This is a genomic window from Paraburkholderia sp. OAS925, assembly GCF_040543975.1.
GTDB lineage: Bacteria > Pseudomonadota > Gammaproteobacteria > Burkholderiales > Burkholderiaceae > Paraburkholderia > Paraburkholderia graminis.
The window spans coordinates 170928-184764 of the sequence record NZ_JBEUNO010000001.1 but is presented as its reverse complement, the minus strand read 5'-3'; the positions used below and the strand labels follow the sequence as shown (position 1 = coordinate 184764).

Genomic DNA, 13837 nt, shown 5'->3' with positions numbered 1-13837 from the left:
GGGAGACCAATATGCGAATCGCGATGAGGGTCGTCACTGACGCTTACAAGGCACTTGCTCGGGGCGATGCTTGCCCGCTCGTCGCGCTCATTCCAGCGGGCATCGAATGGAGAATAGTTGGGCCGGCAAGTCGCCCGCACGGCATCGTATGCCGTACGCCGGTAGACGTGCAGAAGTATTTTGGTGACCTTTTCTCCTCGGAAAGAATCACCAGCTTTGAGCCCGATGACTTCATCGACATGGGTGAGCAGATTGTCGTAATCGGCTTCGTTGCGTCGGCAACGAAGTCGACAGGCGAATTCTTCAAATCTCAATGGGTGCATATCTTCGATGTCCAAGACGGCCTGCGGACGCGCTGGTCCGACTTTCTGGATTCGTCCGTGCCCATAGCGTTGGACGTGCTGCCGCTGGCTAGCTCTGCTTCGAGCCTTCGGACGAGGGGGACTTGAACAGAGAATCGCCCATGGGCACCAGCTCTCGCAGTGGGGACAATGAAGAAGCGCCGTGGCGGCCGACTGGCGCGCGCGAAGCGGTGGATGAACTCACGCGCAATTCAAAGGCGGGAATCTATGACAAGCGAAAGTGACCGCACACTCTGGCTCCCGCGGCCCATACACATGAGTATGCGCACGATTTTAGCGTTGAGTGTGTCGCAATGCCTCGCGTCTGAATACGAATGTAGTATCAGACGTACGCCGAGGTCGGCGTCGTGATATTGGACGTTATCCGGCACGACGAGTTCTATGCGGCCGATGGTTACCATCGACATGTCTAGTTGAGAAAAATTTGGCCGCGGTTGAGTGTTCGCATAGGCTCAAGGAATGGCAACCGTTCGATTGGCAGATGGCTTAGCATTTGAATCGTCGCGTGATTCATAACTGCAACTGCCCGCCAAGCAACTTTACATAGAGAAGAAACACCTGCCGATATGCTGACCGACATCTTTGCCTATCGATATTCGAAGTATCCGATTTGGTCGCGATACAGCGAGGCCGAGCGCCGCCTCCTCAATCAAACAATCGGACTAGCAAAAGAGATATACCCCGTACTCGACAGGTCGGGCAAGAAGTTGGAGGCAAACGAAGCCAAGTGGCAAGAAGCTCACAATCGCCTTGCCCGAGAGTTGGGTGTGAACGAACTGGCGCCGCGCTACTATTCGTTCCCAACGAAAGGACCGATGGGGCAAGATTGGCATCAGTCCGGCTACTGGACCTACGACCAGGTGTGTGAGCAATTCGTGAATGCCATGCCTCAGCCTGGACTTTCCGATGTTGACGGCTTCATCAAGGAGCGGGTGAGCTTCATTGAACTGATAATGCGCCTGCGCCACGATGAAATAGCGACAGCAAACGCGGACCTCCCTCGGGCTCTGCTCGCAGCGAAGCTCCTACCCGTTCCGCGCCATGCACTTCGCGTGCCGGGGCAAGCAGAGGACGGAGTTCGCGCGCTGAATCTGTCGCTGAATCAGACGTTCCAAAGGCAGGCCGAGGAGCTCAACGAGCGGTTCCGTCGAGTGGGTGCTCCGTTGACGTTCCACAACGGCTTCATCCAGGTAGCTACCGACGAGCTTATCGAGCGTGAGATTGGCTCTCCCTTCTGGCGTCTAGTCGCGGTTCCTATGTGGGAAAACGTGAGCATCGACATGGCTGAAGCACTTGACCGTCGAGATGCCAACGACAAGGACCCGGCATTTTTCGCCGGAAAGGCGCTCGAGAGCGCTATCAAGATAGTTTCGGACATCAAGGGCTGGACGCGCGGCAAGGAAAATGGTGCAAGTGCGTATATCGACAATCTTGTGAGCAAGGAGAACGGCGCCTTCTTGACCGTATGGGAGGGGGAGATGCTTAGGGATTACTTCCGGAAGGTAAGAAACACCGTTGGTCACGGCCCCGGCTCTGAACCGATGCCTTCCCTTACCCCTGTGCAAACCGATTGGGCAATTGAGACTGCCATGTCGTGGGTCCGCACCTTAGTGCGTCGCGTGCAATAACGCGTGTACCTGCCCTCGCGAAAGTGACCAACCTGAGCCGGTGGTGCAAAAATCAACAACTTCCAAATTTGAGAAGGTAAAGGAGCAGCCATTCTATGGTTTGTTGCTGCGTGTGGCGACGGACGAAATGACTGATTCCGCAGGACGTGAACGCGATAGCTCCGCTATAATCCGAGCCATGAAACTTTTGCGGACGTTGCTCCTCCTGCTGCTCTGCGCCGTGCTGCCCATTAGTGGGCTGGCGGCCAGCGGTTTGACTGGAGACTGTCCGATGCAGATGAGCATGGCCGCCGAGGATGGTGGCGCAATGTCTTCGGAGATGCCCGGATGCGAAACCATGAAATCCCCGCAACCGGGGAAAGCCAAAGGCTTCCTCTGCAAGGTAACGGCGCAATGCCAACTTGGTAGTCTGTATCATCCGGTCTCCACGACTGAAGTAACCCGTCCCGCCGGACTGTCCATCCCCGTCGTATTCCACTACGCGCAGTCCCTGACCGTCCGTGAACTGGCCGGTCTCTGGCGACCTCCGCGCGCCATCTAATCCCTTGCTGACAGGTTCACCGCATTTGCGGTGAGGTCGTCCTGCGTCCAGGACGTGGATTCCTTTGGGATTCCGCCGTTGGGGTTAGAACATGCCTTTAACTATTGGCACGCCGTCATGCCGGCGTGTGTCATTGCGCGCGCACTCATTTATTGCCGCGCTGATTCTCGCGAGCGTCACTGCCCGCGCTCAAGAAGCACCCGTCACGCTCGATGCAGCGCTCCAGTCCGCGACCGACCGCTCGGCCGCCATGGGAGCTGCGCAGGCATCAGTGCGTGCCAGCTCAGAGGTGGCCGTCAAGGCAGGCCAGTTGCCCGACCCAATGCTGAAGGCTGGTGTGGACAACCTGCCTGTGAGCGGACAGCAGAAATACACCATTGGGCAGGATTTCATGACGATGCGCCGCATCGGCGTCGAACAGGAATGGGTGTCGGGCGACAAGCGGCGGCTACGCTCCGCGTTAGCGAATGACGTAGTGGACCGCGAGCGGGCCGGTTACCTGGCCCAGCTCGCGAACACGCGCCAGCAAACGGCCGCAGCGTGGCTCAACGCGGTCTACGCGAAGAAAGCTGTCTCGTTGCAGCAGGAGCTCGTCGGCCACATGACGCATGAGCTCGAGGCGACGAAAGCGTCGTATCGAGGGGCTAAAGCGACGGCTGCCGATGTGACGCAGGCTCAGGCCATGCTCGCGCAGACCCAGGACCAGTTGCTCAAGGCGCGGCAGACGTTCCAGACCGCACTCATTGGCCTTTCCCGCTGGACGGCAACGCCGGCTTCCGATGTGACCGGCGAGCCGCCGGCGCCACAGTCCTATGTCTCGTCCCTGCCGCCCGAGGAACTTCGTGACGTGCAGCCCGCGCTCATCGCTGCGTCAAGAGACATTGCCGTTGCCGATGCCGACACGGCAGTTGCCAACAGTGACCGCAGTCCCAACTGGACGTGGGAGGTTTCGTATCAGCAGCGAGGCGGGGCGTACTCGAACATGGTGTCGGTCGGCGTCAGCATTCCGCTGCCTATCAACCGCAAAAATCGTCAGAACCGCGATGCTGCCGAAAAGGCGGAGCTCGGCACCAAGGCACGTCTGATGTACGAGGACGCGCAGCGTCAGGTGGAGGCGGATATTCGCACGCAGGCGGCAACTCTCGCCAGCGGTCGCGACCGTATCGACAATCTGCGCAATTCCTTGCTGCCCGCTGCGGACCAGCGCGCTCTACTTGCAACTGCAGCGTACAAAGCAGGCACGGGTTCGCTTGCGGACACCTTCGCTGCCAGGCGCGCGCAACTCGACGCCCAGCTTCAGGTGCTTGACCTGCAACGAGACGTATCGCAGACATGGGCCAAGCTCGAATACCAGGTCGTACCTGCCTCGATGTCCGTGAGTCAGTGATGGAGAACAACATGCAAAAGAAACAACTGCCACGCGCGGCCCTGATGGCGTTTGCCGCTGCGGCATTGCTCGCGGCCGGCTATGTCGCCGGTACGCATCGTTCAGCGATGAGTGGTGAGACCGCTCGTGCGGCTACAGCTTCCGGCGACAAGACCGACCCAAAGACTGGCCGGAAGGTACTGTACTGGCACGACCCGATGGTGCCCAACCAGCATTTCGACAAGCCGGGCAAGTCACCTTTCATGAACATGCAACTCGAGCCGGTCTATGCCGATGAAAGCGGCTCGAACGGCATCAAGATTGACCCGGGTCTTCAGCAAAATCTGGGTATTCGCTACGCAACTGTGCGTCGTCGGGAAACAACGGGCGGTTTCGATGCGGTGGGCACCACGCAGTTCGATGAGTCGAAAGCGGATGTCGTCCAGTCGCGGGTGACCGGCTACATTGACCATCTTTACGCCAGCGCCCCGATGCAGCGCGTCGCGAAAGGCGCGCCGATTGCGTCGCTGTTCGTGCCGGAATGGCTTGCGCCACAGGAAGAGTATCTGGCGCTGAAGCGTGGCGCCATGGATGACGGCATGCTTGCGGCGTCACGTGCGCGCATGCGGGCGATGTCGATTCCGGACGGCGTGATTGCAAGTCTCGACCGCACCGGCAAGGCCCAGACGCACATCACGCTATCCGCACCGGAAACCGGTGTGCTCACCGAACTGAACGTGCGCGATGGCGCGATGGTGTCACCCGGGCAGACGCTTGCAAAGGTCTCCGGGCTCGACAGGCTGTGGCTCGTGGTCGAAGTGCCCGAAGCCCTGGCCCTCCAGGTTCAACCCGGCATGAGCGTAGACGCCGTGTTTGCCGGCGACCCCGCGCAGCATTTCACGGGACGCATCCGCGAAATCCTGCCGGGCATCAGCACGAGTAGTCGCACGCTGCAGGCACGCCTCGAAATCGACAACGCCGACTTCAGGTTGACGCCAGGGATGCTGATGCGGGCGCGCATTGGTGCGGCGAAAAAGGTGTCGCGATTGCTCGTTCCGTCGGAAGCCATCATCACGACGGGTAAGCGCTCGGTGGTCATCGTCAGGAATCCGGACGGCAGGTTACAACCGGTCTCGGTCACCGTCGGCAACGATACCGGCGACGATACTGAGGTGAGCAGCGGCCTGACTGAAGGACAGCAGGTCGTCGCATCCGGCCAGTTCCTGATTGACTCGGAAGCGAGTCTGAAATCCGTTCTGCCGAAGCTCGAAGCGACCGCACCAACCAGTGCAAGTGCGCCTGCTCCTGCACCTGCTGCAGCAGCACCGCAGACCTACGACACCACGGGCAAGGTCGAGAAGGTGACAGCAGGGGACATCACGTTTTCACATCAACCCGTTCCAGCGCTGGGCTGGGGCGCGATGACGATGTCGTTCGGCAAACCGTCGCCGACGGCGTTTCCAGACGTGAAGCCCGGCCAGACCGTGCATTTTGTCTTCAGGCAATCTGACGAGGGCTACCAGTTGACCAGGGTCGAACCGGTCGGAGGCGCCAAATGATTGCGCGTCTTATCAGGTGGTCTATCCACAACCGCTTCCTGGTTTTGCTCTCAACCGTGCTCGTTACGGCATGGGGCGTCTATTCGGTCACGCAAACACCGCTTGATGCATTGCCCGACCTGTCCGACACGCAGGTCATCATCAAGGCGTCGTACCCGGGCAAGGCGCCGCAGGTCATCGAGGACCAGGTGACCTATCCGCTCACCACCACGCTGCTTGGCGTGCCTGGTGCGAAAACCATCCGCGCATACTCCTCGTTCGGCGATGCGTTCGTCTACGTGCTGTTCGATGACAAGACCGACCAGTACTGGGCGCGTTCGCGAGTGCTCGAGTATCTGAATCAGGTGCAAAGCAGGTTGCCACAAGGGGCAACGGTCTCGCTCGGCCCGGACGCGACTGGTGTGGGTTGGGTCTACGAATATGCACTCGTCGACAAAACGGGCCAACACGACCTCGGACAACTGCGTGCAGTCAACGACTGGTTCCTGAAGTTCGAACTGAAGTCGGTGCCGGACGTGTCCGAAGTTGCGAGCATCGGGGGCATGGTGCGCCAGTATCAGGTTGTGCTCGACCCGGACAAACTGCGCGCCTACGGCATCACGCAGGGAACGGTGGCTGACGCGCTCGGCAAGGCGAACCAGGAATCGGGTGGGTCAGTAGTTGAGATGGCCGAGTCGGAATACATGGTCCGCTCTTCCGGCTATCTGCGTACGCTCGACGACTTTCGCAACGTCGTACTGCGGACAAACGATGCCGGTACGCCGGTTCTGCTCGGCGATGTAGCGCGGATTCAAATCGGACCCGAGATGCGACGCGGTATCGCGGAGCTGAATGGCGAGGGCGAAGTCGCCGGCGGCGTCATCGTCATGCGCTCCGGCAAGAACGCGCTGACGACTATCGATTCGGTGAAGGCAAAACTGGCCGACCTGAAACGTTCTCTGCCGGCCGGTGTCGAGGTCGTGACCACCTACGACCGCTCGCAGCTCATCGAGCGCGCGGTGGACAACCTGAAGGACAAGCTCATCGAGGAATTCATCATCGTTGGGCTGGTTTGCGCCGTGTTCCTGTTCCACCTGCGTAGTGCGTTCGTGGCAATTCTGTCGCTGCCGCTCGGCGTGCTGGCCGCCTTCATCGTGATGCGTTATCAGGGGGTGAATGCGAACCTGATGTCGCTGGGCGGCATCGCAATTGCCATCGGGGCGATGATTGACGCGGCCATCGTGATGATTGAGAACGCCCACAAGCACCTCGAAGCGTACGACCACGAGCATCCGGGCGAACCAATCACAACGGCACAGCGCTGGGAACTCATCGCGACGTCTGCAGCGGAGGTGGGGCCGGCGCTCTTCTTCTCGCTTCTCATCATCACGCTGTCGTTCATCCCGGTGTTCTCGCTCGAGGGGCAGGAGGGGAAGCTCTTCTCTCCGCTGGCTTTTACCAAGACCTACACCATTGCCGCCGCTGCCGGGTTGTCAGTGACGCTGGTGCCGGTTTTGATGGGCTATCTGATTCGAGGCCGTATTCCGCATGAGAACTCGAATCCCATCAATCGCGTTTTGATTCGACTGTACCGACCGTTGCTGGAGGCGACGCTGCGGCGGCCGTGGGTTGCCATCGGTCTGGCGGTGGTTGCGCTGGCCGTTTCGGTGATTCCCGTTTCCCAGCTCGGGGGGGAATTCATGCCACCGCTCGACGAAGGTGACCTGCTCTATATGCCGACAGCGCTTCCGGGAATCTCGGCCGAGAAAGCAAGTGAATTGCTACAGCAGACGGACCGGCTCATCAAGACCGTGCCGGAGGTGGCGACCGTGTTCGGCAAATCCGGCCGCGCCGACACCGCCACAGACCCGGCACCACTGGAGATGTTCGAGACCACCATTCAGTTCAAGCCGCGTAGCCTGTGGCGACCCGGCATGACACCGGAGAAGCTGGTCGACGAACTCGACCGGACTGTCAAGGTGCCGGGACTGTCAAACGTATGGGTGCCACCCATCCGCAATCGACTGGACATGCTGTCCACCGGCATCAAGACGCCCGTTGGGGTGAAGATTTCGGGCGCGGACCTCACACAAATCGACAAGGTTGCGGCGCAGGTCGAAGCAGCGGTCAAAGGTGTTCCGGGCGTCACGTCTGCACTGGCTGAACGACTGAACGGAGGCCGCTACGTTGACGTCGACATCGACCGCCTGGCGGCGGCACGTTACGGGCTTGCCGTGGCGGACATTCAGTCGGTCGTGTCCTCGGCAGTGGGCGGTGACAACGTCGGCGAAGTCATTGCTGGTCGTGAACGGTTCCCCATCAACATCCGCTATCCACGCGAAATCAGGGATTCACTCGAGAAGCTGCGTCAATTGCCGGTCGTCACGGAGCGTGGCGCCCAAATCCAGCTCGGCGATGTCGCGCACATCACGATTGCCGACGGACCTCCGATGATTCGCAGCGAGAACGCGCGTCTTTCTGGCTACGTCTATGTGGACATCCGCAACACGGACCTGCAGTCGGCAGTGAAAGCGATGCAGCGTGCTGTTGCGGAAAAGGTCGTACTGCCGCCGGGGTACTCGATTGCATGGTCTGGCCAGTTCGAATATCTCGAACGCGCAGCGGCGAAGCTGCGCACGGTCATTCCCGTGACACTCGCCGTCATCTTCGTGCTGCTCTTCCTGACCTTCAACTCGGCGGCCGATGCACTGTTGCTGATGTCGACGGTGCCGTTCGCCCTGGTGGGCGGGTTCTGGCTCATATGGATTCTGGGTCACGCGGTGTCTGTCGCGACGGCGGTTGGGTTCATTGCGCTCGCTGGCGTCGCAGCCGAGTTTGGTGTCGTGATGCTGCTCTACCTGAAGGGTGCGCTCAATCGCCGGCTGGACGACGGTGACCAGCTAAGCGAGGCGGTTCTGTTCGACGCCATTCGCGAAGGCGCCGTGTTGCGCGTGCGACCGAAAGCGATGACGGTTGCTGTCGTGCTGGCTGGTCTCATCCCCATCATGGTCGGACACGGCGCCGGTTCCGAAGTCATGCAACGCATAGCCGCGCCGATGGTAGGTGGCATGGTCACGGCACCCATTCTTTCAATGTTCGTTATCCCCGCAGCCTGGTTCCTGCTACAGCGCCGCCGTGCGCGGAAGCTGGACCAGGCGCGTCTGTCCCATGCAGTAACTTCCGGCATGAAAGTGCCATCTATCCAAACTGGAGAAACCCGATGAAGAAGTTAATTGTTACCTCTGTTGCTCTCTGCGCAATTGGCACGTTTGCCGCACCCGCGTTCGCCGGCGATGACATGGCCGGGATGAACATGTCGAAGCCGTCGGCTTCCAAGGCGTCATCGAACACGGCGCTCACCGATGCCGAGGTCAGAAAAGTGGACCCCGCCACGGGCATGGTGACGCTGAAGCACGGCGCGCTCGAGAACGTCAGCATGCCGCCGATGACGATGGCGTTCAAGGCCAAGGATGCCGCGATGGTCAAACAGGTTCATGAGGGCGACAAGGTCAAAGTGCGTGTCGAGGACGTCAATGGCACCCTGACGATTGTGAAACTCGAAAAGCAGTCTTGATGCTGTACTTGCAGGCTCACCATAACCGGTGAGTCTGCAATCCGGCTTGCACGAATAGAGGCCAGCGATGCAGACGACATCCCTTTTTGCTCAGCGAGGCATTTGCCGTCTCGCGAGTATGCTCAATCGCATGTTGCGGGTCGCACTTGGCTTGCTGTTCATACTGACATCACTGGCCGCTCACGCCGTGAACGAGTCCGACCTTCTGCCTCCGGAGCGCGCCTTTCCATTGCGTGTTACCTCGGGCGGACCGCAGCAGGTCGTACTCGATTTCGACACGCAACCAGGCTACTACCTGTACCGGGACAGATTCAGCTTTGCGGTGGACGGTACGTCGATAAAGCCGGAACAGATGCCACCCGGAGAGCTGAAGAACGACCCCACGTTCGGCATGGTCACGGTCTACCACCACCCCGTGCAAATTTACGTGTCTCTACCTCGCCCGGTCGCAACCAGCGTCGTGCTGTCCGTTACGTCGCAGGGATGCGCGGACATTGGCGTTTGCTATCCGCCGCAAACGCGGAACTATCGTGTGTCGGCCGATGGCTCTGTCACGTCCGTCACAGCACCGAGCAGTGCTCCCGCTGCCAATTCCGGGTTGCCGGGCGTTGGCGAAAGCCAGTCACCCGCGGCAGCACCACCGGGAATGAATCTGCATCCAGCGAATGGCATCTCCGTACCTGAGCTGCTGGGTTTTCTATTTGCCGGTCTGCTAATGGCAGGCACGGTATGCATGTATCCGCTCATTCCCATCGTGACCGCTGTCATTGGTGGAACGCAGCAACGGCGGTCTTTGGGAAGAGGCTTCCTCCTTTCGTTCGCATATGTCCAGGGACTCGCGATTACTTATGCGGTAGCCGGAACCATCGCCGCGCTCATCGGCATTCCGCTGGTGGCCGTAACACAAAAGCCCTGGGTGCTCGCTGGCTTTGGCGTGCTCATGGTGATTTTTGCCCTCGGAATGTTCGGCGTGTTCCGTCTGCAGCTACCTGCGGGCTGGCAAACGAGAATCACTGAGTGGGGCAATCGCCTGCCCGGCGGGCGAACTGTTCCGGTGTTCATGATGGGGATGCTCGCCGCCCTGATTGTCGGCCCCTGTTCGACACCCGCCCTCGCAGGCGCGCTGCTCTACATCGCCAACAGTCATGATGTCGCTGGGGGAGCGCTCGCCCTGTATGTGATGGGCCTCGGAATCGGCATTCCGCTACTGCTCGTCGGTACATTCGGCGCACACATCCTGCCCAGGTCAGGCCATTGGATGGTTGCTGTTCAGAACGTACTGGGCGTCATGCTGCTCGCCGCGGCACTATGGTTTGTCTACTCGCTACTGCCGACCTGGCTGTTGATGGTACTGGTCGCGCTGCTGCTGACCGGTTGCGGGACGATGCTTCGGGCGATTGACCCGCTGCCGCCCGATGCGTCCGGTATCTCACGCGTGGCAAAGGCGATGGGCGTATTGCTGCTGGTTGCTGGAGTTGCGGAATTCATCGGTGTTGCAGCGGGGAATTTTGATGTTCTGACACCGCTCGGTGGGCTGATGCGAACGTCGTCATCGGCGAGAGGAGAAACCGAAGCGAGGCCAACAGCAAATTTCGAGGCGATACGGTCGAATGCCGAACTGGACCACGCGCTCACGTCCGCGAGCGGACAACCCGTGATGGTCGACTTCTACGCGGACTGGTGCATCAGTTGCAAGGAGCTCGAGCGTTTTACCTTTACCGACCGGCGCGTGGTCAGCGAATTCGCGCACTGGAAACTACTGCGCATCGACGTAACGAAGAACACCGCTGAGGATACGGCGATGCTACGGCGCTTCGGTCTTTTTGGACCACCGGCCCTGATTTTTTACAACAGGAGCGGTCAGCAACAACCCGACGCCCAACTCGCGGGATTCGTGGGTGCCGATGCGTTCCTCGCGCACCTGAAACGATGGAGAGGCTAACGCTGATGCAGCGCACAAGCCCTGCAGCAAACCGTGGCAGCATGCTGTTGCCGGGTCTATACTGAACTTTATGAAAATCTGGGCCAAACTCGTCGCCTGCTTTCTGATTGCGTGGATGCCGTTTCTTGGCTACCCGGCGCAGGCGGCACTTTGCCCAGCAATGTCGCCGGCGGCGGTAGCCGCGCATCAGGATATGCAAGCCTCGCATGCATCCTCGTTAGCGGCGTGCGAGCAAGGCTCGATGCATCAGACCGTGCACACCCAGCCGGCATGCCATGGCGGCATTGGTGGCGCTGTGTGTGGCGCGGCGGTCATACCCGTGACGTACACCTCTATCACGGTACCTTCTTCTCCTGTCTATCAGGCTGTCGTCCATTCGCTGACCGAGCAGTTCATTCCGGAACTGCCAGCCCCTCCGCCGCGCTCGCTGTAACTCCCAATCGACCAAGGTTTGAACGGCTTCGTGCCGTGGCTTGCGCTCGTCCTATCGCGGGTGTGATGACCATCAAACTGAATGTCGTCGGTTCTTTTCCAGCTATACACGAACTTGAATTCGGAGAGTTACATGAACACGAAATTTCTACGAGCAGCGGCCTTGTCAGCATTCCTATTGACGGCAAGTGCCGTCAGTGTTGCCGCAGCCGATGGTGGTGCCAGCAACAATCCAGGCACATCTGCGCAGAGCCGCGAACACGGCCAGATGATGGGCGGCATGACGGGCATGGGCGGGATGATGGGCAGCTGCCCAATGATGGGTGCAGGCATGGGCATGGACCCGAAGACCGCGATGCGTATGCATGGAGAAATGATGCGGGCAATGGGGGACATCATGCTCAAGTATTCCGACCAGGCCGGGACTGCACCATCGAAGTAATGGACTTGTCGCTCAACGACGAACTCTCATCCCAATTTCCGTAAGGACCTAACCATGAAGTGCAACACGAAGACGATGGTCGCAACGGCGCTGACTCTCGCACTGATTCTGACCATCGGTTATTGGGCGCTGCCTCAATTCCGAGGGTCGTTGATGTCGTTCATTGGAGTTGCCATCGCGCTCGTTTGTCCTGTGTCGATGCTGTTCATGATGCGCGGCATGCAACCTCGCGCTGACAGTCGAGACAAGGTCGTTCCAGTGTCCGATAAAAGCACGTCTTAAATCTGCCACCTGTCTGGTGCCATCGTGTGAAGCCGGTGCGATGTCCATAGTCATCACACCGGCTCACCGTACAAAGTAGGAGCGAACGATGTTCAATGAAAGACCAGTACTGAATGTCATTATTGGCGTGTTCGCGGGCATTGGCCTCATTGCCGTGCTCGGTGTGGTTGGTATGACGGCAATGCACGTGAACATGATGCAGGGACTGCATTCCTGCAGCGAAGCGATGCATTTCCGCCCATAAATTTCTCCATCAGATTGGGAGAACCGGAATGAAGCACCATTCATCGGAAAAGGTTGTTCGAAGCACCGGCAGGCGCATAAAGCTGCCGGGAAGGGCCATGTGGCATCTCATGTTCCTGCTCTCGGTGGTGATTGCGATACCAGCAGCCGTGGTCTGGGGTCCGTCTCTTGGGCATCGACTGACCGAGTCTACGGCGAGCGCCATTGCACCGTCCAACGCGGTTGAGCAGGTACCGGGTTGGCGAGTTGGCATGCTGCGTCCTGATGGGTTGCGCATCATCCCAGGCGGACGTTCAGATGCTTCTCACGTGCTGAACCCGAACCAGTTTGCTGATAAGGACGTAAGGCATTCCTATTGGGTTGCGACGCAGATTCCCGCAATGCTCAACAAGCTCTACTGCTGGTGTGGTTGCGAAAATCGCGGCGTGCATCGCTCCAACCTTCAGTGCTTTGAAGACCAGATGGCAGTCACGTGTGCGGTCTGTCAGGGGACGGCGGAGATTGCTTATCAGATGACACAGGCCGGGGTTCAGGACACAGGCAAGATTCAGGCAGCTGTCGATGCAAAGTGGGCGCCCAAAGGATAGGCGGCCGCGGCTTTTCCCAATCAGTCGTGGAGGAGAACATGGAGCTCAAATGCGTTGTTGCCATAGTCAGACCTGATGTCGTGGAGGTGCTGGAGCGAAAACTAGGCGCCATCCACATCCATGGTGTGACCGTTACGAGAGTGCGGGGATTCGGGGTCCATCCGAATTACTTTGCCGACGATTGGACGACGGAGCACGTCAAAATCGAAATCTTTGCGCAGGAGGAAAACGTCGATGCCCTCGTGAAGACCATCATGGACACCGCTCATGTCGGCGCGACTGGAGACGGTGTCGTCGCGGTCTTTCCGGTGGAAAAATTCTTCCGCGTTCGCAGTCAGGCGCGAGCCATACCTTGACTCCGCCGCAAGAGGCTAACGCAGAAGGCTGGCCTTGTTGCCAACGGTGCGCGCATTGGTGGTCGTGGCGTCGTGATTGTCGCGTACAGACGTATGAAGCACCCCGACGAACCAAGGCGCCTGCTCTCTCAGGCACTTTGCGTTTCGGCGCCAGGTCGCGCAACGCCTCACTTGCGCTAGACTGGCTTGAGCAACGGGAAGGAGGCCTGGATGATACGCAAGACGCTCAATGCCTCGAAGCTTCAGCAGGAGGTCAACCGACGAATCCATCGACTGCAGGAAATCGTCGAGGATGGCGCGAAGATTCGTGTGCCGCGGCCGCAGTTGCAAGAACCTGACAAGACAGGCTGCAACTGGAACATGACCCACTTCGGCAACGCGGTCGGCTTCGAGCGCGACATCGAGGGCGTGCTCAAGGTCGTGCGTGCGGAATACAACCTAAGTACCGAAGTCAAAGACACAGGCAACCCGTTTGGGGACTAACCACAAAAACATCGATTCGTTGTTCGTTTTTGATGGCGTTAGCACTAAAGGTGCGCTTACT

The 13837-nt window shown here is 59.3% G+C and carries 15 protein-coding genes; all 15 read left to right on the top strand.

Going from position 1 to position 13837, the window contains the following annotated elements:
• Positions 1 to 11: 11 nt before the first annotated feature.
• The 15 genes from ABIE53_RS00855 to ABIE53_RS00785 all read left to right on the top strand — a co-directional run bounded on the left by ABIE53_RS00855 (position 12) and on the right by ABIE53_RS00785 (position 13776).
• The gene (locus ABIE53_RS00855) at positions 12 to 449 is read left to right on the top strand and encodes a nuclear transport factor 2 family protein (RefSeq protein ID WP_192700389.1); all 438 of its coding nucleotides are present in this window, start codon (positions 12 to 14) and stop codon (positions 447 to 449) included.
• A gap of 479 nt (positions 450 to 928) precedes the next feature.
• Complete coding sequence (locus ABIE53_RS00850; protein ID WP_192700388.1) at positions 929 to 1990, top strand: AbiJ-NTD4 domain-containing protein; 1062 nt, start codon at positions 929 to 931, stop codon at positions 1988 to 1990.
• A gap of 178 nt (positions 1991 to 2168) precedes the next feature.
• The gene (locus ABIE53_RS00845) at positions 2169 to 2531 is read left to right on the top strand and encodes a hypothetical protein (protein ID WP_192700432.1); all 363 of its coding nucleotides are present in this window, start codon (positions 2169 to 2171) and stop codon (positions 2529 to 2531) included.
• 91 nt (positions 2532 to 2622) lie between these two features.
• Positions 2623 to 3918 carry a TolC family protein gene (locus tag ABIE53_RS00840; protein ID WP_192700387.1) on the top strand — a complete coding sequence of 432 codons (1296 nt, stop codon included), beginning with the start codon at positions 2623 to 2625 and terminating at the stop codon, positions 3916 to 3918.
• An 11-nt stretch (positions 3919 to 3929) separates the two neighbouring features.
• Positions 3930 to 5456: an efflux RND transporter periplasmic adaptor subunit gene (locus tag ABIE53_RS00835; protein WP_192700386.1), complete on the top strand. Its 1527-nt coding sequence runs from the start codon at positions 3930 to 3932 to the stop codon at positions 5454 to 5456.
• On the top strand, positions 5453 to 8659 hold the full coding sequence (locus tag ABIE53_RS00830; RefSeq protein WP_192700385.1) for an efflux RND transporter permease subunit: 3207 nt from the start codon (positions 5453 to 5455) through the stop codon (positions 8657 to 8659). The genes ABIE53_RS00835 and ABIE53_RS00830 overlap by 4 nt, the downstream gene beginning before the upstream one ends.
• Positions 8656 to 9009: a copper-binding protein gene (locus ABIE53_RS00825; protein WP_192700384.1), complete on the top strand. Its 354-nt coding sequence runs from the start codon at positions 8656 to 8658 to the stop codon at positions 9007 to 9009. The genes ABIE53_RS00830 and ABIE53_RS00825 overlap by 4 nt, the downstream gene beginning before the upstream one ends.
• Before the next feature lie 67 nt (positions 9010 to 9076).
• Entirely contained in the window at positions 9077 to 10951 is a 1875-nt protein-coding gene (dsbD, locus tag ABIE53_RS00820; RefSeq protein ID WP_192700383.1) for a protein-disulfide reductase DsbD, read from the top strand.
• A 70-nt stretch (positions 10952 to 11021) separates the two neighbouring features.
• On the top strand, positions 11022 to 11384 hold the full coding sequence (locus tag ABIE53_RS00815; RefSeq protein WP_192700382.1) for a hypothetical protein: 363 nt from the start codon (positions 11022 to 11024) through the stop codon (positions 11382 to 11384).
• Positions 11385 to 11516: 132 nt separating this feature from the next.
• Entirely contained in the window at positions 11517 to 11825 is a 309-nt protein-coding gene (locus ABIE53_RS00810; protein WP_192700381.1) for a hypothetical protein, read from the top strand.
• Between the two features lie 54 nt (positions 11826 to 11879).
• The gene (locus ABIE53_RS00805; protein WP_192700380.1) at positions 11880 to 12107 is read left to right on the top strand and encodes a DUF2933 domain-containing protein; all 228 of its coding nucleotides are present in this window, start codon (positions 11880 to 11882) and stop codon (positions 12105 to 12107) included.
• A gap of 88 nt (positions 12108 to 12195) precedes the next feature.
• Positions 12196 to 12351 (top strand): hypothetical protein, encoded by a 156-nt coding sequence (locus tag ABIE53_RS00800; protein ID WP_192700379.1) that lies wholly within the window; start codon positions 12196 to 12198, stop codon positions 12349 to 12351.
• 28 nt (positions 12352 to 12379) lie between these two features.
• Complete coding sequence (locus ABIE53_RS00795; protein ID WP_376914385.1) at positions 12380 to 12937, top strand: PCYCGC motif-containing (lipo)protein; 558 nt, start codon at positions 12380 to 12382, stop codon at positions 12935 to 12937.
• Between the two features lie 38 nt (positions 12938 to 12975).
• Positions 12976 to 13293, top strand: coding sequence for a P-II family nitrogen regulator (locus ABIE53_RS00790; RefSeq protein WP_192700378.1), 318 nt, complete (start codon positions 12976 to 12978; stop codon positions 13291 to 13293).
• 210 nt (positions 13294 to 13503) lie between these two features.
• Positions 13504 to 13776, top strand: coding sequence for a hypothetical protein (locus tag ABIE53_RS00785; protein WP_192700377.1), 273 nt, complete (start codon positions 13504 to 13506; stop codon positions 13774 to 13776).
• Positions 13777 to 13837: the final 61 nt, after the last annotated feature.